Source organism: Geobacillus sp. WSUCF1, assembly GCF_000422025.1.
Taxonomy (GTDB): Bacteria; Bacillota; Bacilli; order Bacillales; family Anoxybacillaceae; genus Geobacillus; species Geobacillus zalihae.
Genome location: NZ_ATCO01000023.1, coordinates 1 through 24,853, shown reverse-complemented (window position 1 = coordinate 24,853; position 24,853 = coordinate 1). Strand labels below are relative to the sequence as shown.

At 51.8% G+C, this 24,853-nt stretch carries 23 protein-coding genes, 2 tRNA genes and 3 pseudogenes; all 28 read right to left on the bottom strand.

The features are described from left to right. Positions 1-148: 148 nt before the first annotated feature. Positions 149-220: transfer RNA gene (locus I656_RS12650), tRNA-Glu, on the bottom strand. 12 nt (positions 221-232) lie between these two features. After that, positions 233-309: transfer RNA gene (locus tag I656_RS12655), tRNA-Met, on the bottom strand. Between the two features lie 173 nt (positions 310-482). Then, positions 483-881 carry a S1 domain-containing RNA-binding protein gene (locus I656_RS12660; RefSeq protein WP_011229571.1) on the bottom strand — a complete coding sequence of 133 codons (399 nt, stop codon included), beginning with the start codon at positions 879-881 and terminating at the stop codon, positions 483-485. Positions 882-1,001: 120 nt separating this feature from the next. Further along, positions 1,002-1,373 carry a septum formation initiator family protein gene (locus I656_RS12665; protein WP_012820454.1) on the bottom strand — a complete coding sequence of 124 codons (372 nt, stop codon included), beginning with the start codon at positions 1,371-1,373 and terminating at the stop codon, positions 1,002-1,004. 16 nt (positions 1,374-1,389) lie between these two features. Then, positions 1,390-2,022 carry a spore cortex biosynthesis protein YabQ gene (gene yabQ, locus I656_RS12670; RefSeq protein ID WP_012820453.1) on the bottom strand — a complete coding sequence of 211 codons (633 nt, stop codon included), beginning with the start codon at positions 2,020-2,022 and terminating at the stop codon, positions 1,390-1,392. Then, a complete protein-coding gene (gene yabP, locus I656_RS12675) occupies positions 2,019-2,324 on the bottom strand; it encodes a sporulation protein YabP (protein WP_012820452.1) in 306 nt (101 codons plus the stop codon). The genes yabQ and yabP overlap by 4 nt, the downstream gene beginning before the upstream one ends. 122 nt (positions 2,325-2,446) lie before the next feature. Beyond that, positions 2,447-2,728 (bottom strand): RNA-binding S4 domain-containing protein, encoded by a 282-nt coding sequence (locus I656_RS12680; protein ID WP_012820451.1) that lies wholly within the window; start codon positions 2,726-2,728, stop codon positions 2,447-2,449. Positions 2,729-2,741: 13 nt separating this feature from the next. Next, positions 2,742-4,202 carry a nucleoside triphosphate pyrophosphohydrolase gene (gene mazG, locus I656_RS12685; protein ID WP_011229566.1) on the bottom strand — a complete coding sequence of 487 codons (1,461 nt, stop codon included), beginning with the start codon at positions 4,200-4,202 and terminating at the stop codon, positions 2,742-2,744. A gap of 6 nt (positions 4,203-4,208) precedes the next feature. Continuing rightward, positions 4,209-5,759 (bottom strand): oligosaccharide flippase family protein, encoded by a 1,551-nt coding sequence (locus tag I656_RS12690; protein ID WP_015373705.1) that lies wholly within the window; start codon positions 5,757-5,759, stop codon positions 4,209-4,211. Between the two features lie 275 nt (positions 5,760-6,034). Continuing rightward, a complete protein-coding gene (gene spoVT, locus I656_RS12695; protein ID WP_011229564.1) occupies positions 6,035-6,571 on the bottom strand; it encodes a stage V sporulation protein T in 537 nt (178 codons plus the stop codon). A gap of 208 nt (positions 6,572-6,779) precedes the next feature. After that, complete coding sequence (mfd, locus tag I656_RS12700) at positions 6,780-10,313, bottom strand: transcription-repair coupling factor (RefSeq protein WP_033004798.1); 3,534 nt, start codon at positions 10,311-10,313, stop codon at positions 6,780-6,782. An 89-nt stretch (positions 10,314-10,402) separates the two neighbouring features. Continuing rightward, positions 10,403-10,633, bottom strand: a complete 231-nt coding sequence (locus I656_RS12705; protein ID WP_011229562.1) for an anti-sigma-F factor Fin family protein — start codon at positions 10,631-10,633, stop codon at positions 10,403-10,405. Between the two features lie 110 nt (positions 10,634-10,743). Beyond that, a complete protein-coding gene (pth, locus tag I656_RS12710) occupies positions 10,744-11,304 on the bottom strand; it encodes an aminoacyl-tRNA hydrolase (protein ID WP_011229561.1) in 561 nt (186 codons plus the stop codon). A gap of 60 nt (positions 11,305-11,364) precedes the next feature. Beyond that, positions 11,365-11,997 (bottom strand): 50S ribosomal protein L25/general stress protein Ctc, encoded by a 633-nt coding sequence (locus tag I656_RS12715; protein ID WP_020754006.1) that lies wholly within the window; start codon positions 11,995-11,997, stop codon positions 11,365-11,367. 77 nt (positions 11,998-12,074) lie between these two features. Then, positions 12,075-13,022, bottom strand: coding sequence for a ribose-phosphate diphosphokinase (locus I656_RS12720; RefSeq protein WP_011229559.1), 948 nt, complete (start codon positions 13,020-13,022; stop codon positions 12,075-12,077). A gap of 12 nt (positions 13,023-13,034) precedes the next feature. Then, the gene (gene glmU / locus I656_RS12725) at positions 13,035-14,411 is read right to left on the bottom strand and encodes a bifunctional UDP-N-acetylglucosamine diphosphorylase/glucosamine-1-phosphate N-acetyltransferase GlmU (RefSeq protein WP_011229558.1); all 1,377 of its coding nucleotides are present in this window, start codon (positions 14,409-14,411) and stop codon (positions 13,035-13,037) included. A gap of 132 nt (positions 14,412-14,543) precedes the next feature. Further along, positions 14,544-14,833: pseudogene (spoVG, locus tag I656_RS0114770) on the bottom strand (septation regulator SpoVG). Between the two features lie 125 nt (positions 14,834-14,958). Continuing rightward, on the bottom strand, positions 14,959-15,333 hold the full coding sequence (locus I656_RS12730; RefSeq protein ID WP_011229557.1) for a RidA family protein: 375 nt from the start codon (positions 15,331-15,333) through the stop codon (positions 14,959-14,961). A 43-nt stretch (positions 15,334-15,376) separates the two neighbouring features. Then, positions 15,377-16,198, bottom strand: a complete 822-nt coding sequence (gene purR, locus I656_RS12735) for a pur operon repressor (protein ID WP_015373702.1) — start codon at positions 16,196-16,198, stop codon at positions 15,377-15,379. 55 nt (positions 16,199-16,253) lie between these two features. Further along, complete coding sequence (ispE, locus tag I656_RS12740) at positions 16,254-17,126, bottom strand: 4-(cytidine 5'-diphospho)-2-C-methyl-D-erythritol kinase (RefSeq protein WP_015373701.1); 873 nt, start codon at positions 17,124-17,126, stop codon at positions 16,254-16,256. 222 nt (positions 17,127-17,348) lie between these two features. Next, positions 17,349-17,528: a small, acid-soluble spore protein, alpha/beta type gene (locus I656_RS0114760; protein ID WP_013143961.1), complete on the bottom strand. Its 180-nt coding sequence runs from the start codon at positions 17,526-17,528 to the stop codon at positions 17,349-17,351. 258 nt (positions 17,529-17,786) lie between these two features. Beyond that, the gene (gene veg / locus I656_RS12745) at positions 17,787-18,044 is read right to left on the bottom strand and encodes a biofilm formation stimulator Veg (protein ID WP_011229553.1); all 258 of its coding nucleotides are present in this window, start codon (positions 18,042-18,044) and stop codon (positions 17,787-17,789) included. A gap of 182 nt (positions 18,045-18,226) precedes the next feature. Further along, positions 18,227-19,125 (bottom strand): annotated as a pseudogene (gene yabG, locus I656_RS0114755) (sporulation peptidase YabG). Between the two features lie 139 nt (positions 19,126-19,264). Beyond that, the gene (gene rsmA, locus I656_RS12750; protein WP_011229551.1) at positions 19,265-20,146 is read right to left on the bottom strand and encodes a 16S rRNA (adenine(1518)-N(6)/adenine(1519)-N(6))-dimethyltransferase RsmA; all 882 of its coding nucleotides are present in this window, start codon (positions 20,144-20,146) and stop codon (positions 19,265-19,267) included. Further along, entirely contained in the window at positions 20,139-20,702 is a 564-nt protein-coding gene (gene rnmV, locus I656_RS12755; protein ID WP_014194568.1) for a ribonuclease M5, read from the bottom strand. Before rnmV ends, rsmA begins: the two co-directional genes overlap by 8 nt. Positions 20,703-20,959: 257 nt before the next feature. Continuing rightward, positions 20,960-22,165, bottom strand: a complete 1,206-nt coding sequence (locus I656_RS12760) for a G5 and 3D domain-containing protein (RefSeq protein WP_015373700.1) — start codon at positions 22,163-22,165, stop codon at positions 20,960-20,962. Positions 22,166-22,365: 200 nt separating this feature from the next. Beyond that, the gene (locus I656_RS12765) at positions 22,366-23,136 is read right to left on the bottom strand and encodes a TatD family hydrolase (RefSeq protein ID WP_011229548.1); all 771 of its coding nucleotides are present in this window, start codon (positions 23,134-23,136) and stop codon (positions 22,366-22,368) included. A 136-nt stretch (positions 23,137-23,272) separates the two neighbouring features. Continuing rightward, a pseudogene (gene metG / locus I656_RS0114750) lies at positions 23,273-24,853 on the bottom strand (methionine--tRNA ligase); the annotation flags it as partial.

Below are 24,853 nucleotides of genomic sequence, written 5' to 3'. Positions count from 1 at the left end.
ATTGTCAGAAATTTGTCAAAACCACAGAGAAAAATAAAAAATCGTTCGACGTTTTCCACGGCAAAACGCGGTCAACAGGCTTGTTCCGACAGAAAGAGACAAAAAAGAAAAACGAGCATGTCGCTTGATGGCGCATGCTCGTTTGCGATGACCCGTACGGGATTCGAACCCGTGTTACCGCCGTGAAAGGGCGGTGTCTTAACCACTTGACCAACGGGCCATGTTTGATTGTTGGTGGCGGTGGAGGGGATCGAACCCCCGACCTCACGGGTATGAACCGTACGCTCTAGCCAGCTGAGCTACACCGCCGTGTGACAACAGTTTATATCATAACGGAGGAGATGACGATTGTCAATACATATAGGCGGAAAATGCAGAGGGGAAATATATCCTCTTATTCCATACAGAAACAAAAAAGCATCCATAGCGACGGATGCTTGTTTCCTAATTTGTCATCCTTCAAACAATCTTTCAGCAGCAAGTTACCCTCGTCTCGCTCCACGACCTCCCCGCTTCGACTCCGTATGACGGCGCAACGATGCCAATCGGTCTTCACTCTCTTTTAAGAATCGGCTGATTTTTTGTTCTAAGCTGTCCGCCGCGGAGCGGTCGTTTGTCCGATGGCGCGGCCGCTGCGAAGAAGGCGTGTCTTTTGCTTTGCGAATGGACAGGCCAATTTTTCCATCTTGACCGACGTTGATGACTTTGACATACACCATATCGCCGACTTTCAGATGATCGTTGATGTCTTTGACATAGTTATCGGCTACCTCGCTAATGTGAACGAGTCCTGTGACCCCCTCCGGCAGCTCCACAAACGCCCCAAATTTCGTAATGCCCGTGACCTTGCCTTGTAACTTGCTGCCTACTTCAATCGACATAAAAAAAAGTGCTCCTCCTTAAAACGCTTTAAAGATGGTGTTTTTTTTTATTATAGCGAATGAAAAAAATGCGTGTCAATATGACGAATGCCCATAGAAAACGGGCATTCGCAGGCAAAATTATTTTTCCGGCAAGACGAAAATAATTTCTCCATCTTTCGATAAGTAATATTTTTTCCGCGCCAGCTCGGCGATATAGTCATCATCATGCAACTTTTTCATTTCCTCTTTCAGTTGCTTTTCCTTCCGTTTAAGCTCCGCAAGCTGCTCTTTCAGCTTTTGCTGTTCCGCCGTTTTTGCATCGATCGCCTTCGCTTGCGAGTGCAAGGTGTAGACAAGAGCGGAGGCGAACATCGCAAACAACAACGACCAGACAACCAAACGGACAGCGACAGCCCGCCGTCTTCTCGCCGCCTTCTGCTTTTTCTCCTCATGCTCAGCTATGTACGTCGACGACAGCTTCGTCACATTCGTTCTCCGGGGCACGTTCATCGCGTTTACACCTCTTTTACTCGCGCCATTTCGCAAACCACATGCTTATTTTCTCTTTTGTATTCTTGATTTGTCCAGCAAATCCTTTTAAACGTCGAAAAAATTTTTCCACCCCGGCTCGTCTTTGCGGCGGCACCCGCCGCCAAATCATGATGCCCGTCCAACGCAGCGGAGCAAGCAAAAGGCGGATCATCTTCCAAACAGCCAGCAGCACAAACCGAACGATCCACAACAAAAGCCGCCAAGCGAACAATAGAAGTGCCAGCGCCATTTGCCCAAGGAGGATGAGCGGGCGCATGACCATGAGGCGGAACAGCTGAACGAGCGTCTGTCCGAGTCTTACCGCAAGCCCAATGAACCACTCGAGCACCCGAACATAAAAGGAGCGGAGCAAGCTTTGATAAGCGGCATATCCGCATAAAAGCGCGAGAAACAAATAAAAGCGAAGCTCGCCTTCATTGACGAAAAGAAGCACATAAAACACGATGAGCGCCTGCACCGCCCAAAACAGCACGTCATTCACAAAGACGAGCCAGTGCGCCCGCTCATGCCGTTTCAACATCCGACTGTACGTATCCCACGCCAGGCCAAGCCAGCCGCCCATGCCAATCATCGCCAGCATGGTGTACAGCTGTATGCTGACATTCATTTGAACAACTTGCTAAAGAATCCTTTAGCCTTCTCCTGATGGTCATCTAAATAAACGAGGTCGAAAATGCGCCCTTTAATCGAAACAACGCCTTTGTCGACATCTAAGTTTTTCATCTGCAAGTTTTGCCCGCGGATGGCCAAAAAGCCCATGACCGTCTCAAGCAAAAACTCCTCGTTGTCAAAGCTCTCGACTTGTTTCACCCCGGTGATGTCAAGAAGGCGCCGGCCGCGCATGATCACATCATGTTCCTGGACCGGACCTTTGTTCGTGCTTCCGCCAAATTCATCGTGTCGACTCATGTTCATCCCCCGCATTTCCATTTAGTATAGAAAGCCGGCAAGGCCAACCGCCTTTTCTCATCCGTTGTTTGTACCATATGTATGTCAGCGGGGGATGGTTTAGAACAAGCCTGCAGGACAAATTAGACGTCGTCTTGTTCCGGCGCCGGGGTGGTCCGTTCTTCGCGGATCAATTCGTACAGCCCGGTTGCCTCCTCTTTTTTCGTTGTTTCTTTTAGATCCGTCACTTTTACCGTTACCCGCTTTTGCCCAAATTGAATCGTCAATTCATCGCCGACTTTCACATCAGAGCTCGCTTTGGCGACATGGCCGTTGATCCACACTCTCCCTTGATCGGCGATTTCCTTCGCCAACGTGCGGCGTTTGATGAGGCGGGACACTTTTAAAAATTTATCAAGGCGCATTGCATGATCCCCCTTACCGTTCGTTTTCTTTGGCTTCTTCCCAAAAACGATCGAGTTCGGCAAGCGAAAACGAGGTGATCGATCGGCCGCTTTTTCGCACTTGTTCCTCGATATAAGCGAAACGGCGGGCAAATTTGTCATTGGCCATTTGCAACGCTTCTTCTGGTTGAATCCCGTAATAACGGGCAAGGTTGATGAGCGCGAACAATAGATCGCCAAACTCGCCGACAAGCCGATCGCGACGGCCGCCGGACGTTTCGGCTCGAAACTCGGCCATTTCTTCTTCGACTTTTTGCCATATCGGCGCGGCATCATCCCAGTCAAACCCGACTTTCGCCGCTCGTTTCTGCAGCTCGTACGCCCGCATCGTCCCCGGCAGACTTTTCGGAATGTCGGCAAGAATCGATTCCGAAAGCCCGCCCCCTTTTTCTTTCTCCTTGATCTTCTCCCAGTTGGCAACGACTTGTTCGGCCGTCTCGGCCGTGACATCGCCAAACACATGCGGGTGGCGTCGGATCATTTTCGCCGTCAGCGTGCGGATGACGTCGTCGATCGAAAACAACCCTCGGTCGGCGCCGATTTGCGCATGGAGCATCACTTGCAGCAATACGTCGCCGAGCTCCTCGACCATATGATCATCGTCACCCTCGTCAATCGCCTCGAGCAGCTCATACGCCTCCTCAAGCAAATAGCGCTTCAGCGACGCATGCGTCTGCTTCCGATCCCATGGACAGCCGTTCGGCCCTCTCAGCGTGGCGATGACGCGGCGCAGCGTCTCAAACCGGTGGTAAAGCAACGGCTCGTCCTTCACCGGCGGCACGTAGACGCTTGTCAAGTTGTCAAGCTCCGTCTCGCGGTCCAACTCATAAAGCGGCACGCGCTTTACTTGCTCGTCCTTCGTGCCTGCCGCGGTGACAATGTAGATCGGGTAATCGTCGGGAAGCTGCTCCATCAAAGAAAGCTTCACGTTCGAGGCCACAAACGAATCGTACACTTGACAAAAAACAGCATGCAGTGAAGGCGACCATTCTTCTCCTCGAAAAGTCGTCGCATCAAGCAATTGAAACCCTTCAATTGGATCGATGCGCACCGCCGTAAACAGCGCATCCAAAAAGCTTTGACCACCTTCGATCACGATTCGGCAGACGCCGCGCCGCTCAGCTTCGAAAAGAAGCTGCACCGTCCGCTCGGCAACAAGCGGATGGCCGGGAACAGCGTAAAACACATCGCCGCGCTTCGCCTGTTCCGTCAATTGATCGACGATGTCAGCGTACACATCAGCAAACTGCTCGTGTTTTTCATACACTTCATCAAATGACGTAAACGCAATCCCTTCCTCCGTAAGCCATTTGACCACCGGGTGTTCTTTCGTCCGCAAAAAGAGCGGATGCGCCCGCTTTAGCTTTCGGTACACACCGATCGGCAGCTGTTTTACATCTCCGGCGCCGAGGCCGAACACATAAATCGTATTCATCGCCGATCACCTGCCTCCTAATCGTAGACGGAATTTATTAGCCAATGGGAAAGCTGCCAACTCCTGTTCAGAAAAAACATGTCCTTTCACAATACACGCAAGGTAAACGACAGCACCGATGGCAACGCCGCCAAGCGCCTCGGCAGCCGCCCATAGCCGCCCCTCGCTCGAGCTGTCCATCAGCCACCTATACCCATGCAAGACGACGGCCATCATAGCGGCCGCTTTCACGGTTGGGTACATGTATTTCCGGCCCGCCGTCCGATATTCACGCGGCAAAAAGGCGCATAAAAAGCCTGCCATGAGCGCATAAGCACCCGTCGTCGCCGCGGCGGCGCCAAGCGCTCCAAACCGCGGAGCAAGCCAATGCATAAGCGCGGCCTTCCCCGCCACTGCCAACGCCACGCCGGCAGCGGCCGTCCATTCCCTCCCCATTCCTTGCAATAATGCAGAGGCGGTCAACGCGATCGTAGTAAAAAAGACAGAGGAGGACAAGACGGCGAGAACCGACGAACCGTAGTCATTCTCGAACAACATCGCATTGATCGGTCGAATGAGGCAAATGAGCCCTAACGAAGCACCAAGCCCAATGACAACGGCAAGCCGGATGGACAGCGCTCCATAGGCGAAAACGGCACCTTGGCGGCGCGCTCCGGAAAGAAGTGGAACAAGCGCCAATGAAAACGACGTGCCGACGACCGTGCCGAGCTGAATGAGCGGCTGACCGCGGTCGTACACTCCTTTTAGCCGCTGCACCTCATCGAGCCTTGCCCCCGCTTCCTGTAGAAGCGGAACGAATAAAAATGAATCGACGAGTGGAATCAGCGTCAACGCCATATTCGTCAAGCAAATGACCGTCCCCGCCGTCAATAAACGCCGGCCCACCTGTCGATCCCAAGCTGGCGGCGTGCGGCCCGACGTTTTTAGGCGCCGACGCCGGGACAGGAAGAAAAGCAAAATGAAAAGCGCCGCCGCCATGCCTATTAGCGTCCCTGCGACCGCTGCCATGCCGCAAGCATAGACGTCGGCGCCGCGCTGCACCGCTCCATACGACAGCCCTAAAATCGCCGCCACCCGCACGAATTGCTCGCCAACTTGGGACGCCGCCGTCGGCGTCATATCATGCCGCCCTTGGAAATAGCCACGCAACAACGCGATGGGCGGAAACAGCAAAAACGAAAATGAAAGCAAGCGCACGAGCGGCGTAAGCCGTCCATCGCCCATCGCCGAGGCAATCACCCCCGCCCCTAGATACAGCGAAGCAAACAGGATGACGCCAAGGACGCTTAACACCAACAAGGCGACGCGCACACTAGCGGCAGCGCCCGCTTCATCCTGTCCCGCCAACCGCTCGGCGACAAGCTTCGAGACGGCAACCGGGTAGCCGGTCAGCGAGAGTGCGACGACGATGCCATAAATCGGGTATACTTGTTGGTAAATATAAAAACCAATGTCCCCGACCATATTTTGATACGGAACACGGTACAAAGCGCTTAATAGTTTTGCGGCCAAAGCGGCGGCCGTTAAGATCGCCGCCCCTTTCCATACGTTTCCCATCCAGTTTCTCCCCTCGCATAGACAACCCACTCAAACCTAGACGCCGGAGGGCAATAGAAGCCGCCAAGCGCCATGATGGCTACGCTCGATATTATAGCGCAACTTCCGCCTGTTGGACAAAGGTGATGGTCAACTCGCACGGCTTCATGCGCTGTTCCGCAAGCCAGGCGGACGAAAAAAGCAGGATGTGGAAGCGATTCCGGGATTCAAGGCATCTCGCCCCCATTTGCCGGGCGGAAAAAAAGGCAGCCTGTGAAGCTGCCTTGTTGTTTCGCCTATTGTTCCATTTGTCGAGCCAAAAAGCTGGCGGCTGTTTCTACTGCTTTATGCTCCACTTCACCAAGCGTTTTCTCCCGCGATAAAATGATGACGGCTCCGATCGGATCGCCGTTGGCGACAATCGGGCCGATCGTATACGATTTCAACGTTTCCGTCATCCCGTCAACGAGCTCGACTTCCCCTTCCTCCGTATGGAGGATGGAATTGCGGTCTTCCATGGCTTTTTCCACCAACGGGCTGACGCTTTTGTTCATATACTCTTTTTTCGAAACGCCGGCGACAGCGATGTATACATCGCGGTCGCAAATGAGCACAGGCTGGCCGAGGCTGTCAAACAGCGCTTCGGCGTACTCTTTGGCAAAGTCGCCTAATTCACTGATCGGCGAATATTTTTTCAAAATGACTTCTCCATCGCGGTCAACAAATATTTCGAGCGGATCTCCTTCGCGAATGCGCAACGTTCTGCGAATTTCCTTCGGAATAACAACTCTCCCTAAATCATCAATGCGACGAACAATACCGGTTGCTTTCATGCCTTGTATACCCTCACTTTCATCTAGGATTTGAAGGATACTCCGATGAACCCTTGCAATGGGGAATTCACCATTGTTGTCATTAGTATCCTTCACAATCCACGTTCTATACGTGATGAAAGTGATTTTGGCCATTTTAGATAAAATTGCCCATCCTTCATTATCGCCACATGCAGGAAACGATAAACATCATAAAACTTTTTCTTGATTATGCCGTCACCGACTTCTCTTTTTCCACCCCAGACAGCCGCCGCAGCGTCTCTTCTAAAATCATCAGCCACTCGTGCGGCTTCATTTCCTTGATATAGAGCACAATTTTCAACTTCGCTCCGTCCATGCCAAACCCGAATAAGCGGCCATGCCGGCGTCCAATGTCAGATAGACGCTGGATTTCCACCGTTTTCGATGCCGGTTCAGTAAACAAGATGTCAATTTGCTGCTTATGTTGCTTCATCGATTCGACGCCAAGCTGCTTGGCCAACACCTTCAACTCCGCAATTTGGAACAAATACGCAACTTCATCTGGATAATCGCCGAAGCGGTCGACCATTTCCTCACGCAGCTCCTCAATGTCTTCGAGCGTCTCCACTGCCTTAAATCGCTTGTACATCTCGATCTTTTGCAATTCGTCTGCAATGTATGTGCTCGGAATATAGGCGTCGACTTCGACATCGATGACGACATCCGGCTGCTCGTCTTCTCGCTTGATGCCGCGCCGTTTCTCGATCGCTTCTTTCAACATTTGCGAATACAAATCGAATCCGACCGAGTCGATAAAGCCATGCTGTTCGGCGCCGAGAATGTTGCCCGCGCCGCGGATCGACAAATCGCGCATGGCAATTTTAAAACCAGAGCCGAGCTCGGTAAACTCTTTAATGGCTTGCAGCCGCTTTTCTGCCGCTTCATTGAGCACTTTATCTTTCCGATAGGTGAAATACGCATAAGCGACGCGGTTGGAGCGGCCGACGCGCCCGCGCAGCTGGTACAGCTGCGACAATCCCATCCGGTCGGCGTCATAGACGATGAGCGTGTTGACATTCGGAATATCGATGCCCGTTTCAATGATCGTCGTCGTCACCAGCACATCGTATTGCCCTTCCAAAAACGCCAAAATGGTCGATTCGAGCTCCGTTTCCGACATGCGGCCATGCACGTAAGTGACGCGCGCTTCCGGGACAAGCTGTGCGATTTCTTCCGCTTTCAAATCGATGTCTTCAATATGGTTGTAAAGGAAAAACACCTGCCCGTCGCGGGCGAGCTCACGTTCAATCGTCTCTTTGACGAGTTCGGGCGTATATTCCATGACATACGTTTGCACCGGGAATCGGTTTTCAGGCGGCGTCTCGATGATCGACAAATCGCGCACGCCGATCATCGACATATGCAACGTACGCGGAATCGGCGTCGCCGTTAAGGTGAGCACGTCGATGTTCGCCTTCAGCTGCTTGATTTTTTCTTTATGCGCCACGCCAAACCGTTGCTCCTCGTCGATAATGAGCAAGCCTAAATCTTTAAACTTCACGTCTTTCGACAGCAGCCGATGCGTGCCGATGACCATATCGATCGTGCCGTCCTTCAACCCTTTGATTGTCTCGGCTTGCTGTTTTTTCGTGCGAAATCGGTTTAACAGACCAACCTTGATCGGAAACCCTTGAAACCGTTCGCGCACCGTTTCGTAATGCTGTTGGGCTAGGATCGTCGTCGGCACAAGAAAGGCCACTTGTTTGCCGTCCATAATGGCTTTAAACGCCGCCCGCAACGCCACTTCCGTCTTCCCGTAGCCGACATCGCCGCAAAGGAGGCGGTCCATCGGTTTGTCGCTCTCCATATCACGCTTAATTTCCTCAATCGACCGAAGCTGATCTTCCGTCTCTTGATACGGAAACGCCGCTTCAAATTCGCGCTGCATCTCGGTGTCCGGCGAAAACGCATATCCTTTGCTTGCCTCACGCTCGGCGTACAGCTTGATTAAATCTTCAGCAATATCCTGGACGGATGATTCCACTTTCCTTTTGACCTTTTTCCATTCCGAACCGCCGAGTTTGTAAATTTTTGGCTCTTTTCCTTCCGAGCCGACGTATTTTTGCACTTGATCGATTTGGTCGACCGGAACATACAGCGTATCGCCGCCTTGGTACTGGATATGAATATAGTCTTTATGCACCCCGTTGATTTCTAACGTCTCGATGCCTAAATATTTCCCGATGCCATGGTTGACATGGACGACGTAGTCGCCGACTTGCAATTCGGCGTAGCTTTTGATCCGCTCGGCGTTGGACAGCTTTTGCCGGCGCACCGGGCGTTTGACCCGTTTTTTGAACAGCTCTTCTTCTGTGATGACGGCAATTTTTTGCAACGGCAATTCAAACCCGGTATTTAAATCTCCTTCAAGGAGCTGGCATTTGCCATGCAGCAAAGCCGCATCGCGCGCGAGCGGCAGCGCGTCAATCTCATAATCTTGAAGCAATGATTGCAGCTTTTTCACCCGCTCTGCATTTGGCGCCAAAAACACGACCGCATAGTTTGCCTTTGTCCATCGCTCGACTTCGGATTGAAGAAGCGCCATTTGCCCATGGAAGTTTTGCATCTGTTTGCACGTAATATTGACGACGTTTTGTGGGTGGGCATACGGAACATGGCGCAAAAACAACGATAAGTATACCCGCTGGAATCGATGTTTTTGCAATAATTCAGAAAACGAATGCGAAAGCGGCACGCCATGAATCATTTTCCCGCCGTCAAGCAAACTCGTATACCATTCCGCCTCTTCGCGGTCCAACCGTTCCGCCGCCTCTTGCAGCCGGCTCATTTCATCCATGAGCAGCACGCCGTCTTCTGGCAGGTAATCTAGCAAACTCGCAACCTTTTCATAAAAAAGGGACATATATTTATATTGTTGCTCGATTTCCTGCCCCTCGCGCAATTGCTCAAGCTCAGCGTGAATATGTTCATACATCCGCTGTTTGGCGGCCTCATCTTTCATCGTCTCCAAACTCGACGCAAGTCCCGCTTCAATCCGCTCGATTCCTCGGCGCCGCGTCTCACCATCGAGAATGATTTCATCGGCCGGCCCGATCATGATGCGCTCGATTTGCCCTTGCGAACGTTGGTCGTCAGGAGTGAACGTCCGAATCGATTCGATTTCCGTATCAAACAGCTCGATGCGGTACGGAAGCTCAGCGGTCAATGGATAAATGTCGATGATGCCGCCGCGGACGCTGAACTCTCCGGGGGCGGAAACGGTGCCGACCCGTTTGTACCCCATTTGCACAAACTTCTGTTTACAACGTTCTACATCGAACTCTTGTCCAACGGAGAAGGTGAACAAATACTGCTTCCAAAGCGACGGCGGCGGCAACAAACGCCGCAAGCCGGCGACCGGGCAGACGACGACTCCTTTTCCGCCTTGCACCCAATGGTTCATAATCTCTAAGCGCTGTGCCTTCAGCTCCGGGCTGGCGACCGCCATCTCAGCGGCGATCACTTCGTTCACTGAATAAAGGAACACGTCTTCCGGCCCGAGCAACGAAACGAGATCGTCATACATTTTTTGCGCCTGAAACAAATTGTGAGACACGACTAACAGCGGCCGGCCTGTCTCCTTGTAAAGCGTGGAAATAAAAACAGACCGGGCCGATCCGGACAGCCCGGCGACAAGCTGTTCCTTCAAACGGACATGGAGCCCTTCAATGATCGTACGGACATCTTGGTTTTCAGCTAAATAGCGATGCAACGAAAGCACCCCTATTCTCCCTCCTCTCAACGCCAGTTTCTTTCCGTCTCACTATTCTTTCGCAAACGCAAAAACGCTTTGGTCGCCCAAAGCCGCCCTTAATGGATGAATTTTTCGTATTGATGCCATTCCGGGTTTCGCGCCAACGCCTCTTGACAGTCTTCGCAAATCGTTTTCACATGAATGTCACCGTTCGGTTCATACGAAATCATCTCGAGCCGTTCCTCTTCCGTTAAGTGGTGGAATCCCAGTTTCTCGCTGTATATCGGCATTTGCTCAATCGTTCCGACTTTTGCACCGCAATGGCGGCAATAGTAATGTAGCGCCATTCAAGCCAACCTCCTCACTGGGCACCTGCTGTTCCGTCCACAAGGCAGGAAAAGCCGACGCTTCGGCCGCCTCCCGTACTCACATTGTGCACCAGTTCAGAGGAAAATATTCACTCGTTAAAATCATTCATCACTTGAATAAATGGCGCCTTCACCGCCTGTTCACACGCATCGGCCGCCCGCAGCACCGCTTTGTCCACCGCCGGTTTCTCCTCTTCTGTAAATCGGCCTAGCACGTAGTCCGTGACCGGCTGACCGCCGGCCGGCCGGCCGATGCCGATGCGGATGCGCTTAAACTGCTCGGTGCCAAGGTGGTGAATGAGCGATTTGACGCCGTTATGGCCGCCGGAACTCCCTTTTAAGCGAAGGCGGATTTTCCCTGGCGGGAGATCGAGGTCATCGTAAATGACGATGACATCATCGATGGCAATGTCGTAGTAATCCATAAGTGGGCGAACACATTCTCCTGATAAATTCATATATGTCAACGGCTTGCATAATGCTACTTTTTCGCCAGAAACGGACGCCGTTCCAAACAAGCCGCGAAATTTAGCGGTTTTTAACGATACATTCCAGCGCTTCGCCAGTTCGTCGATGACGAAAAAGCCGACATTGTGCCTTGTTTGCTCATACTCCTTGCCCGGATTGCCGAGCCCGACAAACAGCTTCAATCCTCGCGCTCCTCTCTTTGCATGATACTACAAAAGACGTAACCGAAACGGTTACGTCTGTCACTCTTCTGGCGTCGTTTCTCTTCCTTCCGCAGCGTCAGGCTGTCCTACCTCTTGCTGTTCGCCGCTATCGATTTCTTCCTCTTGTTGCGGCGGCAAGATCGTGGCGATCACCTCGGAAGGTTCATGATTGATTTCAAATTTGCCGTCCGTTTTCACATCGCCCACGGTGACGGTATCGCCCACTTGCAGGCCGGAAATGTCCACTTCAATCACTGGCGGGATGTTCGCCGGCAAGACGCGGATCGACAGCTCATGCAAGTTTTGCTGCAGCACACCGCCGTCTTTCACGCCAGGCGCTTCACCCACCAAGCGGACTTCCACATCAATATCGACCTCCGTTGACATGTCAACCGCTTGAAAATCAGCGTGAAGAAGATGACCGCGCAACGGGTCGCGCTGCAGTTCGCGCAACAACACGGAATGTTCCTCACCGCCGACTTTCAGCGTCAGCAAGCTTGTGCGCCCGCCCTCACGAAGCGCTTTCTCCAGCTCTGCAGTGCTGACGAAAATCATTTTGTTTTCGACTTTTTTGCCGTACAAAATCGCTGGAATGCCGCCTTGTGAACGAATGCGGTGCAATGTTGAACGTTTTTTGTCTGCGCGTTCCTTCGCTTCCAACACAATCGCCATGTTTCCTCACCTTCCTGAATTAGAATCTATTGTCTACTTTATCCTAAAACAAGAAGGGCTAAACATGTTTTCCTGCGTTAGTCGAACAGGACGCTGACAGACTTCATTTCATACACGCGGCTAATGGCCTCGGCAATGAGCGGCGCCACCGACAGCTCTACAATTTTATCAATTTTTTTCTCTTCTGGCAAGGCAATTGAATTGGTGACGACAAGCTCCTTGATTCTGGAATTTTGGATGCGCTCAATCGCCGGACCGGACAGCACCGGATGGGTGCAACATGCATACACTTCTTTCGCCCCATTCTCGGCGAGGGCGTTGGCTGCAAGGGTAATCGTGCCGGCCGTATCGATAATGTCATCAATCAAAATAGCCGTTTTCCCCGCCACTTGCCCGACAATGTTCATCACTTCCGCCACGTTCGGCTTCGGCCGGCGCTTATCAATAATGGCGATCGGTGCTTTCAAACGGTCAGCGAGCTTGCGCGCCCTTGTGACACCGCCATGGTCCGGAGAGACGACGACAATATCCTCCAATTGTTTGCTTTTGAAATAATCCGCCAAAATGGGCACACCCATCAAATGATCGATTGGAATATCGAAAAATCCTTGAATTTGAGGGGCATGCAAATCAAGCGTGATGACGCGCGACGCCCCGGCCGTCTCGAGCAAGTTGGCGACCAGCTTCGCTGTAATCGGTTCGCGCGAACGCGCTTTCCGGTCTTGACGGGCATAGCCGTAATACGGCATCACGATATTGATCGTGCGGGCCGAGGCGCGCTTTAACGCGTCGATCATGATAAGCAGCTCCATCAAATGCTCATTGACCGGCACGCTCGTCGATTGAATGACGAACACATCGTCGCCGCGGATGCTTTCTTCAATGTTGATTTGAATTTCCCCGTCGCTGAAACGGGAAACGGAACATTTGCCGAGCTCGATTCCCATGACTTCTGCAATTTCCTTCGCCAACTTCATGTTCGAGTTCAGAGCGAACAATTTTAATTGATGCTGACAGTCAGACATGATAGACCTCCGCTAAGATTTTTTCTTGCCTGGCAGGCGATCAACATAATGTTCTTTATTGACTTGCCGGGCGCGGGCAATGGCAAGTGCGCGGCCGGGAACGTCGTCTGTAATCGTCGATCCCGCGGCGACGTAAGCGCCTTGACCGACCGTAACAGGGGCGATCAAATTGACGTTGCAACCGATAAACGCCCCGTCTTCGATTTTGGTCATATGCTTATTCACGCCGTCGTAGTTGACCGTAATCGACCCGCAGCCAAGATTGACATCGGCGCCGACTTCAGCATCGCCGATATAACTCAAGTGCGACGCCTTGCTTCCTTTGCCAAACGTCGATTTTTTCACCTCGACGAAATTGCCGATCCGCACCTCATCGTCGATTTTTGACAGCGGACGAATATGGGCGAACGGGCCGATCGTCACATCCGAACCAATCTCGCTGTCATGGGCGACCGAATGGCGAATCGATGTGCGATGGCCGATATAGCAATTTTTAATTTCCGAATTGGGCCCAATGACGCAATCCTCACCGATCACTGTCTCGCCTTCAATCACCGTGCCGGGGTAAATGACTGTGTCACGCCCGATCACCGCCTCGGCGGAAATATAAGTGGAAGCCGGATCGATGATCGTGACTCCGTTTTTCATATGTTGACGGCAAATGCGAGCACGCATGATCCGCTCCGCTTCAGCGAGAGCGATGCGGTCGTTTACACCGATCGTTTCTTCAAACGACGGCGCCTGATAGGCGGATACAACGCCGCCGTCCGCTTTGATAATTTCAATCACATCCGTTAAATAATATTCGCCTTGAGCGTTTTGATTCGTCACCTTTGTAAGCGCTTGAAACAGTGTCTCATTGTCAAAACAGTACGTTCCTGTGTTAATCTCGCGGATGTTCCGCTCTTGCTCGCTCGCATCTTTATGTTCGACAATTTTCTCGACATGGCCAGCCTCGTTGCGGACAATGCGGCCATATCCGGACGGATCATCAGCGATGGCCGTCAACACGGTCGCCTTCGCCTTGGCGGCCATATGATGCTCGATGAGCATCTCCATCGTCTCAGCGGTGATGAGCGGCGTATCCCCACAGACGACAATCGTCACTCCTTCAAGACCGCGCAAATGCGGAGCCGCCTGCATGACTGCATGCGCCGTCCCGAGTTGCTCCTCCTGCAGGGCATATTCACACTGGGAGCCGAGCTGTTCTTTCACTTGTTCCGCTCCAAATCCCACTACCGCAATCGCTTTTTCCACCCCAAGCTTTGACACTTGGTCGATGACGTGCTGAACCATTGGCTTGCCGCAAATGGGATGAAGCACTTTATACCGCTTCGATTTCATCCTCGTCCCTTGTCCGGCCGCCAAAATGACCGCATATCGTTTCATGTGAAAGGCCTCCAATTACCCTTTTATCCATAATTGAATATATATGAATCAGTGGCACTTTTCAAGGAAACAATACGGCTTTCAAAAAAATAGAGAGCTTGGTGAATTTCACCTAAGCTCCCTTTCATATGTTTACGAAGCGCCAGCTTCTTCAAGTTCTTCTTCCAACTTCCCGAGGCGGTGATATTCAGCGAGGATCGCCTCCTGGATTTTCCCGCGCGTGCGGAATTGATCGGATGAGCGATATCACGGAACTCCCCATCTGGTGTGCGCTTGCTCGGCATCGCGACAAACAGCCCATTGTTTCCGTCGATGACGCGGATGTCATGGACGACGAACTCGTTGTCCAACGTAATGGAGGCGATCGCTTTCATCCGTCCTTCGGTATTGACGCGGCGTAATCTTACGTCTGTCACTTCCATTTTGCTCACCACCTTTTCCCCTATATGAGACTCGATGTAATGAATTCCACGTGTTCGAGTCATTTCCTTCTTTTTTCGAAAAATTTTTTATAAATTTTTATGTAGGGAAAAAGTGGGGCTAATCATTACGGAACGAGGGCAACGACTTCAATTTCGACAAGGACATCTTTCGGCAGCCGGGCTACTTCCACGCATGAGCGCGCCGGCTTATGGTTCGGGAAGTATTGGCTGTACACTTCATTCATCGCCGCAAAATCATCCATATTTTTTAAAAATACGGTCGTTTTCACCACTGTATCGAGCGAAGCTCCGGCCGCTTCCAATACGGCTTTCAAGTTTTGGAACACTTGATGCGTCTGCGCCTGAATGTCGCCTTTCACCAGTTCCCCTTCTGGGGTGAGCGGGATTTGCCCCGAGCTGTAAAACATGTTGTTGACGATGATGCCTTGCGAATACGGGCCGATCGCTTGCGGCGCCTTCGTTGTCTCTACTTTTCTCATGAGCCAGTCTCCTTTCTTGATTTTTATGTCAAGCAGCAAGCTGCTACAAAAACGCTTTGTAATTGCCTTCCTTAACAGAGATCCTCTTTTCTTTTACATCCACCTCGGACAGTTTGACGAGCGAAATGTATTCATCGACCAATCGCTCTTTTGCCTCTTCCGACTCCACGAGCACGCCAATGCCGGAGACATTGCCGTTAAACTCCTGAAGCAAACTGATCATGCCGTTGATTGTACCCCCCGCCTTCATAAAATCGTCAACGATGAGCACATTGGCTCCTTCCGCTAAGCTGCGCTTCGATAGGACCATCGTTTGGATGCGTTTGGACGAGCCGGATACGTAATTGATGCTTACCATCGGTCCTTCTGTCACTTTATTGTCATGGCGGACGATGACAACGGGCACATACAAAAAGTTGGCGATGGCATACGCGAACGGAATCCCATTGGTGGCGATCGTCATGACGACATCCACCGGACGGTCGGCAAACATCGACGCATAAAGGCGGCCGATTTTGTTCATAATGCGGGGATCGCCAAGAATGTCGGTCATATACAAATATCCGCCGGGAAGAAGCCGATCCGGACGCGACAGTTGTTCACACAAATACGCAACCACTTCTTCCGCTTCCTCAGCATCCATTTTTGGAATGTATTGCACGCCGCCGGCAGCGCCGGGCAGCGTCCGAACGGTTCCGATTCCTTGCTGCTCGAACGTCTGCTTAATGATGGCCAAATCTTCGCTGATCGACGATTTGGCCGATTCGTACCGCTCGGCAAAAAATGTCAGCGGAATGAGCTGATGTGGCCGTTCAAGAAGATAATGCGTCATATCAACTAAACGGCCGCTTCGCCTTAGCTTCATAGCCGACCTCCTGAAACCGAATATTATAAATATATTTTAACAAAAATGTACGTGTTTAATCAAGAGAATGTCGTTCTCCTAACATTCTCACCGCAAACACTTGGTCACAAAAGCCGCGCAACCCATTGTATACCCGCTGCATTCTGGAATCGTGCTCGATCAGTCCAAACACGGTCGGCCCGCTGCCGCTCATCAGCACCGCATCAGCGCCAAACCGCTTCATTTGTTCTTTAATATGCGCGACTTCCGGATATTTTTTCAACGTCACTTCCTCAAGAACATTGCCGACCAACCGGCAGATCGCCGCATAATCTTGCCGCTCGATCGCTCTCACCATCGCATCGACGTCCGGATGGCTGACACGCTCAAGTTCCAAGTTTCGGTACACTTCCGCCGTCGATACACCGATCGGGGGCTTGGCCAGCACAACCCAGCACGGCGGCGGTGAAGCGATCGGAGTGATGACTTCCCCGCGCCCCGTCGCCAAGGCGGTTCCGCCGTAGACGCAAAAAGCGACATCCGAGCCGATTTTCGCCCCAAGCTCTGCCAGTTCATCGAGCGTCAATCCGAGTTGCCAAAGCTTGTTCAACCCGCGCAGCGTCGCCGCCGCATCGCTGCTTCCTCCCGCCAATCCGGCGGCCACCGGAATATGCTTCGTAATCGAAATGGCCACCCCTTGGCGGATCGAAAACGTCTCTTTAAGAAGCTTCGCCGCCTGATACGCCAAGTTGCGGCAATCATCGGGCACAAAGCGGTTTTGCGAAACGATGCGGATCGCATCTTCCTCCGGCAACGCGACAAGCTCAATGCGATCGGCCAAATCGATCGTCGTCATCACCATTTTCACTTCATGGTAACCATCCGGGCGCTTATAAAGAACGTCGAGTGACAAATTGATTTTCGCCGGCGCTTTTATCGACAACCTCACTCATCCTCACCTACTTCCACGCGCAATCATGAATAAGCGGATCGGCATCCATCGGCTGCTTTCCGTCTCCGCCGTCTTTGCCCCGTCTCATCCGCCTTTCTTTCGTCAACCCATTTTATCATATTACCATGTTCTGGCGACGACGCCAAACAATATATGTATGCAAAAAAAGGGCGCCCCGTTCGCGGGACACCCTCGCCGCAACACGCCCCGCTGCCGGCGCTATTCCGTTGTTCCGGCCAGCTGCCGCTCCGCCCGTTCAATCGCCAATCTGACCATGTTTCCTGCGTCTTTCGCGCGGATGGCGCCCCACCCCTCACGTTGCACGACATCGTAAAAGCCCAACTCTTTCGCCAGCTCTTCTTTCAAGCGTTGCGACATAATCCCGCGGCGTCGACCCAATGTCAGCAACCCCTTTCCATGTTCATTGGCGCTATGGCATGAAACGTTTGGCAACCCGCCGGCGCATCAACAAGCCGGCTTTGCATTTGGCCGGGCAAAAGGCGGCTGCGGCAGTTTTAGTATGAAATAAAGGGGGCGGTTTTATCATAGTTCCGAAAGAAAACTCCCGCTTCAAGCAAAGCGAAGTGGGAGTCGTTCACGTCACCTATTTATGACAAAACAAAAAACAAAAAGCAAAAAAGCAGCAAACAAATCTGTCTACTGCCCCCCTGCTTGCTCATCATCCCAAAACGTCAACTTTACCGTCTCTGTCAATACGTCGGCGTAGCTGAACGATACGCGTTCAAACGAATTCTCTTTTTGATCCAGCTCAATGACAAATACGGATGGATATGTTTCCGCCAAAATACCACAACGCTCAATCATTTTTCTGCGTCCGCCGTTGGCCCGCAGCGTCAACCGTTTCCCGATATTGGAATCCAGCGTTTTTTTAATATCGGATAAAGTCTTTGGCATTCATCATCCACCTCACTATTTGTAATTATAACAAAGATGATGTCTAAAGTCAAAAAATAAAAATTATATCAGGGCATTTTTATTTCTGTCAATGTATATTTTTCTACAATATCCTTCTTTTTATGTGTGATGTGGAACTTTTTTGTAAAAAAATGCGACGGACGTATAGAAAAAACCGCCCATCAACTGCGGCGGTTTTCCTCTCGATCCTCAATGAGGCGAAACGGCATCCCGGTGCGGAGCACGCCTTTCGTTTCCACCCCACCAAGCCCCTTTTCCCCGGTTAACGTGTTGCGCAACACATCCCATACGTCGACCGTTTCGGTGAACGGGGTGAAGCTGAGGCGCGAAACGATATAGACGGGGTCCAGAGCATGAATGTTCACCCGCGCTGGTGAACTGGCAAAATTCGCCCCAGCGCGGATGAGCGACTCAAAGTGCGACTGGCAGGCGCCGGCGAAAATGATCAGTTGGTCCAAATGGGGCACTTTTTTGCGCGCCTCTTTCACCGTTTGCACAAAATGGCGCGAATGGCGGTACGCTTTTAACTCATGCACCTTTCCTTTTGACTTCGAATACGAATCATGCCCGGTGATGACTAAAATATCAGGCGAAACTGCTCGATCCAGTAGCCAACTTTTTCCGGCATTTCGCTTTCCTCGCAGTAAATGCCGTGCACCGGCACGCCGATCCGCTCATACAAATCCATACATTTGCGCAAATATAACGGGTCGCCATCCAAATGGAGGACGCGCCCCGGAATTTGAAAAAAATCTTTCTCCACCCGGTATCCGCCGGTCGCCCGATATTCGACTTTTTGCTTGATCGCCTGATAATCTTGGCGAAAAAGCCGATACGATTGTTCGATCAGCTCGATTTCCCGCTTTTTCCGTTCCTGTTGCTCCTGCTCATCGATGACGACTAAATCGCTGCACGGAGCGTCCGCGACGAGGCGCACATCTTCACCATACAAAATCGCTTCCCACTCGCCGTTTTTTTCTTTCATATCAATCACTCGGAACAATAAATCACATTGGTAAGACTTGCGGGCGACAATATCGCCGATTTTAATGACGTCCATCACCGCTCACTCCATTGCATAATCGTTGTCATCCATACGATATGCACGTGCGGACAATAGGTGATAGACGCCTGTTTGGACGGCTTTGGTTGACGAAAAGACCGCTGCCCCCCAGAGGAGCGCTTTCTTTACGACTCCTTCATTTGCCGAAAAGCGGTGCCAACGCGTTGCTTAATGAAGCAAACTCAGCGATGTCAAGCGTCTCTCCGCGTCGGCGCGGGTCAATGCCCAAAGCAACGAGCACTCGTTCAATTTGCTCTTTGTTCTCTTTTCCTCCCGGCAAATTGTTTGTTAAGTTGTTGAACAGCGTTTTGCGGCGCTGGGCGAAGCTTGCCCGCACCACTTGGAAAAACACGCCCTCATCGTCGACAACAACAGGCGGATGCTGCCGCTTTACGAGCCGGATGACAGCAGAATCAACGTTCGGCTGCGGCATAAAGACGGTGCGCGGCACCGTCATGATGACTTCCGCTTCGGTATAATACTGCACAGCGATCGTCAGCGAGCCGTAATCTTTCGTCCCTGGCTTAGCGGCAAGACGGTCGGCGACTTCTTTTTGCAGCATGACGACCATGCCGCGGATCGGCAACCGCTCGGTAAGCAGCTTCATAATGATCGGTGTCGTCACATAATAAGGTAAGTTGGCGACGACCATCCGGTCGCTTACATCAGCCAATTCCTCGGCGATGACGGCATGCAAGTCGGCCTTTAATACATCTTGGTGAAAGATGCGCACATTGTCATAAGGAGACAGCGTGTCGGCCAAAATGGGCAACAGTCGGCCGTCGATTTCGAAAGCGACGACTTTTTTCGCCCGCCGCGCCAATTGTTCCGTCAACGCTCCGATGCCTGGTCCGATTTCAATCGCTCCTGTATCAGGGGAGATGTCGGCAACATCCACGATTTTCCGCAAAATGTTCGCATCGATCAAAAAGTTTTGCCCAAGGCTCTTTTTAAACGAAAAGCCATATCGCTCCAAAATTTCTTTCGTCCGCCCCGGTGTTGCAATATCTTTATACATCGTCCGCCTCCTCCTGCATCACGTGCGCTAACGCGGCATAAAAAGCATCACGGGAAATGCGGAACACTTGCAGCCGCTTATGAAACTGCCGACCGTTCGCATAGCCGATTTTCAGCTCCTCGCCAAGACGCTGCCGCCGCCGGCGCGCCATCGCGCCGCCGATCAACCCAGCCTCGATCAGTTCAGCAAACGTAATTTCTTCCTTCCAATCCGACGCCTCTTCATACACGTTGGCGAGCGCCCGACGGATTTCGTCAGGGGACGCGTGCTCAACCCCGATGCCCTTGCCGTTTTTCGCTTTGGCCGCCTCGCGCGGCAAAAAGGCATGCTTGCACCCCGGCACCTGTTCGGCAATCGTGCGGCGAATTTTTTCGCCGGGAAAATCGGGATCGGTAAAAATGATCACGCCGCGGCGCTCTTTCGCCAGCTTGATCCGCTCAATGACATCCGCGCCCACTGCTGCTCCGTTTGTCTCGATTGTATCGGCATCGACGGCGCGCCGGATCGCCGCCGTATCATCTTTTCCTTCCACAACGATCACTTCTTTGATCTTCATCCTCCCATTGCAGAAACAACGGAATCGTCCCTTTTTCCTATTTCTGCAATGCCTCCTTTCCGGTAAAATCAAAAGTAAGGCGAATCATCGCCGAAAGCCGCTTCATTCCCTTATTATTTTTTGAATTTCGCTGAAACTTTTTTTCCGTTTGCATCGTCTAATTTAGCAGAAGCGGCGCGCATTGTCGCGGCACAATGCCATTATAGCGAAAAAAAGCAGAGGGAAAAAACCCTCCGCTTCGTTCTCCCATCGCATCTCTATGGCAATACCCGTATTTTCACGCGCTTTCTGCCCCAACGAAACGCATCCGACCGTTCCGGGAAAAACACATCAATTTTATATCCGCGGATGCCTGAGCCGGTGTCAGCGGCAATGGCATATCCGTATCCTTCCACATACACTCTCGACCCAAGGGGGATGATGGACGGGTCGACCGCAATCACTTTAGCGGAAGGATTTTTGCGCAAGTTGATGCCCGTGCTTGTTATGCCTGAACAGCCTGCACAATAGGCAGTGTAGGCGGTGGCGGTGACGTAAAATTCCTTCGCGGCATGGTCCGAGCCGCGCGAGGACGGGCGGTCGGGCGCGGCAGCTTGGCGCACCGTTTTCGTGCCGATGGCGACAATGCGCGCCTTGCTTTCTTTTAGCGTTTTCACAGCGATTAGTTTGCGCGCCGTTTCTTTGCCGTTTTCCAATGTCACCTCATACGTTTTTTGAACCATCCCTTTTTCTCCAGGCTGAATGACGCGCCGCTCTCCTTTCGGCAATGAGTCATCCCGTTTTGTCACCACGGCAAAGTCGACGGGTTCTTCCACTACATCGGTGACTTTTTTTACTCGGATCACGCGAATGGTCATCTGTTCTTTGACCGTTTCATGCAAGGAGGGCTCTATCCGATCGAGTTGACCTAGCTGAATCCCTTGCTGCTTCAAAAAGTCAGCGACCGTAGTCGAAGTTGTCCATACCTGCTGTTGTTTACCGCCGACATTGACGTGGACTGGAAACGCCTTTTCAACGCCGATGTCCATGCCTTTTTGAATTTTCGCCGAAAGCGCCGGCGCCACTTTGTCATACGCCCCGACCGCCACGTGCTGCGAACGGAGCAGCTCCGCGACCGTATCGGCTGTCGTCCATATCTTTTTCTTTTTTCCATTGACTGTCAGCGTCACTTCTTTGCTTGCTTCCCAAACAATATGGAGATCGTCGGTGATCGGCGAATGCAAGGACGGATAAACATAATCTTCTTTGCGCGGCTGAATGTTTTGCTCCGCAAGCAGCTCTTTCACCGTTTTCGCATGAGTGCGAATTTCTTGTTTGTTTCCGTTTTTGATCAGCGTCACATCGTCTTTGGCCATCTCATATCCAGCAACCCCTGTCGTCGCGGAGATGGCGAGAAACCCGCCCGCTGTGACGGTCACGTTTTTCCTCCATAAGTCCAGCCATTTCCTCCCATTCGGCAACATCAGATGAACGCCTCCTTTTTCTACGGAATTCCCCTCTCCCTTTAACATGTACGCACGAGCATACTCTATTATGCAGAAAATTCAGTGAAAAAGGAAGGAAGACTTGTCGACACGCGGTTGGCTCATATCGGCTGAATTTGTAGAATTTTATCGTCTTCGCCGCACCTTCGACAAGCTTCCCCGCTGTTCGACGCCTAATTTTAGCGGTCGATGGCGAACAATTTTTTGGCATTTTCCGCCGTTGTTTCCGCTACTTCGGCAAAAGAAATGTTTTTGATCTGTGCGATCGCTTCGGCAACGTATTTGACATAGCTCGGCTCGTTTCGTTTGCCGCGGAAAGGGTGAGGCGTTAAATATGGACAGTCGGTTTCGATCAATAAATGGCTGAGTGGAATCTCCTTCGCCACTTCCTTCGGTTTTTTCGCATTTTTAAACGTGACCGGTCCGCCAAGGGAAATGAGAAAATTCATGTCCATGCACTGTTTGGCCACCTCGACGCTGCCGCTGAAACAATGCATAATCCCGCCGATTTCGGCGGCGTTTTCCTCTTGCAAAATTTTTAAAATATCTGCCGTCGCCTCACGGTTATGAATAATGATCGGCAACTTCACCTTTTTAGCCAGCCGGATTTGCTGCCGGAACACCTCTTGTTGCACGTCTTTCGGCGATTTATCCCAATGGTAGTCAAGCCCCATCTCGCCGAGCGCCACGACTTTCGGGTGAGCGGCGAGCTGTTCAATCATCTGCAAATCATCGTCCGTCATCTCGATCGCATCAACCGGATGCCAGCCAACCGCCGCATAAATAAACGGATACCGCTCGGCCAGCTCGATCGCCCGATCGATCGTCGGACGGTCAAACCCGACGACGACAATGTGTGAAACCCCTTCATCGCGGGCGCGTTCAATGACTTGTTCCAAATCTTCTTCGTATTGGACTGCATTCAAATGTGCGTGCGTATCAAACAGCATACGAATGCCCTCTTTTCCACCTTGATGTTAAGTGTAGCATAGAAATTGGTTACATACGTCACATTTCGTTAACATTTCCATTACAAAATAGCGACAAGGAGGTGTCAAGCGCAACACCCCCCTGCCAAGCAAACCGTTATTTGATTTTCGTTCCATTCGGCACGTGTTGATCAACCGTCGCCAGCGAAAATTCCCCGCCGCTGCCTCCGGCTAGAATCATGCCTTCCGACCATTCGCCGCGAAGCTTGGCTGGTTTTAAATTGGCGACGCAAATGACTTTTTTGCCGACGAGTTCTTCTGGTTTGTAAAACTCAGCAATGCCGGAGATCACTTGCCGCTTCTCGCCGCCAAGGTCAAGCTGAAGCTTCAACAGCTTATCGGCGTTTTTCATACGTTCCGCATGGATGACTTCAGCGACGCGCAAATCGACTTTGGCGAACTCGTCAATCGAAATTTCCGCCGCCTCCGCTGCTTTTTTTTTCCTCTTTTACCGGTTCGGCGGCCGGTTTGCCCCCTTGCATATGCGCCTTAATGTACTCCACTTCCGCTTCGATGTCGAGGCGCGGGAAGAGCGGTTCTCCCTTTTGCACTTTTGTCCCTTCCGGAATGAGGCCGAAATCGTACAAGCTATCCCATTCTTTTAATGAATGATCCGTGATGCCGAGCTGAGCGAACATGCGCTCCGGCGTGCGCGTCAAAAACGGCTGGAGCAGCACTGCCGTATGGCGAAGCGATTCAGCCAAGTGGGTCATGACGGCGGCAAGCTCATCCCGTTTCTGTTCGTCTTTCGCCAATACCCATGGCTGCGTTTCATCGATATATTTGTTCGTCCGGCTAATCAACTGCCAAACAGCGGCGAGCGCGACGGAAAACTCCATTCCCTCCATCGCTTCTTCATATTGACGCACCACTTCGCGCGCCGTTTGCACCAACTCTTGGTCAAACGGTGTTTTCGGCCCGCGGTATGGCGGAATAACGCCGTCGAAATATTTCTCGATCATCGCCACGGTACGGTGCAACAAGTTGCCTAAGTCGTTGGCCAAGTCATAGTTGATGCGCTCAATAAATCCTTCCGGCGTAAACACGCCATCAGCGCCGAACGGCACTTCCCGCAGCAAATAATAGCGGAGCGCATCAAGCCCATACCGGTCGATGAGCGTCACTGGGTCGACGACATTGCCTTTCGATTTGGACATTTTTCCATCCTTCATCAGCAACCAGCCATGGCCGAATACTTTTTTCGGCAACGGCAAGCCGAGCGCCATCAATATAATCGGCCAATAAATCGTATGGAAACGGACGATTTCTTTGCCGACCAAATGGACGTCCGCCGGCCAATATTTGCGGAACTTTTCATCGTTGTCCGTGCCGTAGCCGAGCGCTGTGATATAGTTGGCAAGCGCGTCGATCCAGACATAGATGACATGCTTCGGATTGCCTGGCACTTTAATGCCCCAATCGAACGTCGTCCGGGACACAGCCAAATCCTCAAGCCCCGGCTTAATGAAGTTGTTGATCATCTCATTTTTCCGCGATTCCGGTTGGATAAAATCGGGATTTTCTTCGTAATATTGCAACAAGCGGTCGACATATTTGCTCATCCGGAAGAAATAGGACTCTTCTTTCACTTTCTCAACAGGCCGGCCGCAGTCCGGACAGTTGCCGTCCACAAGCTGCCGCTCAGTGTAAAACGATTCGCACGGCGTACAATACCAGC